Here is a 1,123-nt window from a genome sequence, read left to right as displayed (position 1 = left end):
GTCTCCAGCTCGTCCGCAGGCAGGATGCCTGCTTCGAACAACGCGGCATACAAGGCGATGGCGTAGTGCCCGTTGGACAGGAGGAAGCGATCTCGCCCCTCCCACTCGGGGTCTTCCGGACGGTACTTCATGGCGCCGAAGTACGCGACGGCCAGGACGTCGGCAATGTCGAGTGCTTGCCCGATATAGCCCTGGCCCTGCACTTCGCCCATCAACAGGGCATTCCTGCGGATGCGATAGGCGCGCTCTGGCAATGGCACGGACGCTGCGGATGAGGATGAATGCATGTTCGTCTCCTGCGTGTATCTGATGGTCAAGGGAATGAGAAATCTCAGCGGTTGACTGCCTTCGCCGGGACAAGGAAGACAAGTAATGCGCCGAGCACGATGGCAACCGAGATGAAGATCAGGCCGGCCGTCGATTTCCCGGTCAGATCGTTGAGCCAGCCGACGATGGCCGGGGAAAAGAACCCTGCGAGGTTGGCAACGCAGTTGACGGCGGCAATCCCGGCCGCTGCCGACATGCCACCCAGTAAAGCGGTGGGCAACGCCCAGAACTGCGACGACGACGTCAGGATGCCCGCCGCCGCGATGCTTAGGCAGACGATCGAAGCGCCGACGCCACCAAGCAAAGGGAGCGTCGCAAAGCCCGCCGCCGCCACCAGCATGGGGATCGCCAAGTGCAGGCGCCGCTCGCGATGGTGGTCCGCGCTCATGCCGACCAGCGGCAACGCAACGATCGCGCACAGGTATGGCAGGGCGGTGAGGATGCCCACCCACAAAGGATCGGCGACACCAGCCTTCCGGATGATGGTCGGCAACCAGAACGTCAGGCCATACTGTCCGAGCACGACGCAGAAGTAGATGGCCGCCATCAGCCAGAGCCGGCGATCGGCGATGAACGCGCGAATCGACACGTGCGAGACCTTCTGGGCGTTGTCGCCAGCGACGTTGCGCGCAAGCAGCGCCTTCTCCGCTTCGGTGAGCCACTTCGCACTCTGGATGCCGTTGTCCAGGTAGAGCAGGATGGCAATGCCGAGAATGAGCGATGGCAGCGCCTCCAGCATGAACAGCCACTTCCACCCGGCCAGGTCCAGCGCGCCGTGGAACGCGTGCATGATGTA

Annotated in this window: 2 protein-coding genes; both read right to left on the bottom strand. The window is 63.2% G+C overall.

Going from position 1 to position 1,123, the window contains the following annotated elements; genetic code table 11:
• Positions 1-287, bottom strand: a 287-nt coding sequence (locus tag AC1RQC_RS40325; RefSeq protein ID WP_492886867.1) for a thiamine pyrophosphate-binding protein, incomplete at its 3' end; no start/stop codon positions are given.
• 44 nt (positions 288-331) lie between these two features.
• Positions 332-1,123, bottom strand: a 792-nt coding sequence (locus AC1RQC_RS40320; RefSeq protein ID WP_492886865.1) for an MFS transporter, incomplete at its 5' end; no start/stop codon positions are given.

This window comes from Cupriavidus sp. GW822-FHT03E04, assembly GCF_058801495.1.
The sequence above is the reverse complement of the archived record's forward strand: the minus strand, read 5'-3'. Positions and strand labels throughout refer to the sequence as shown.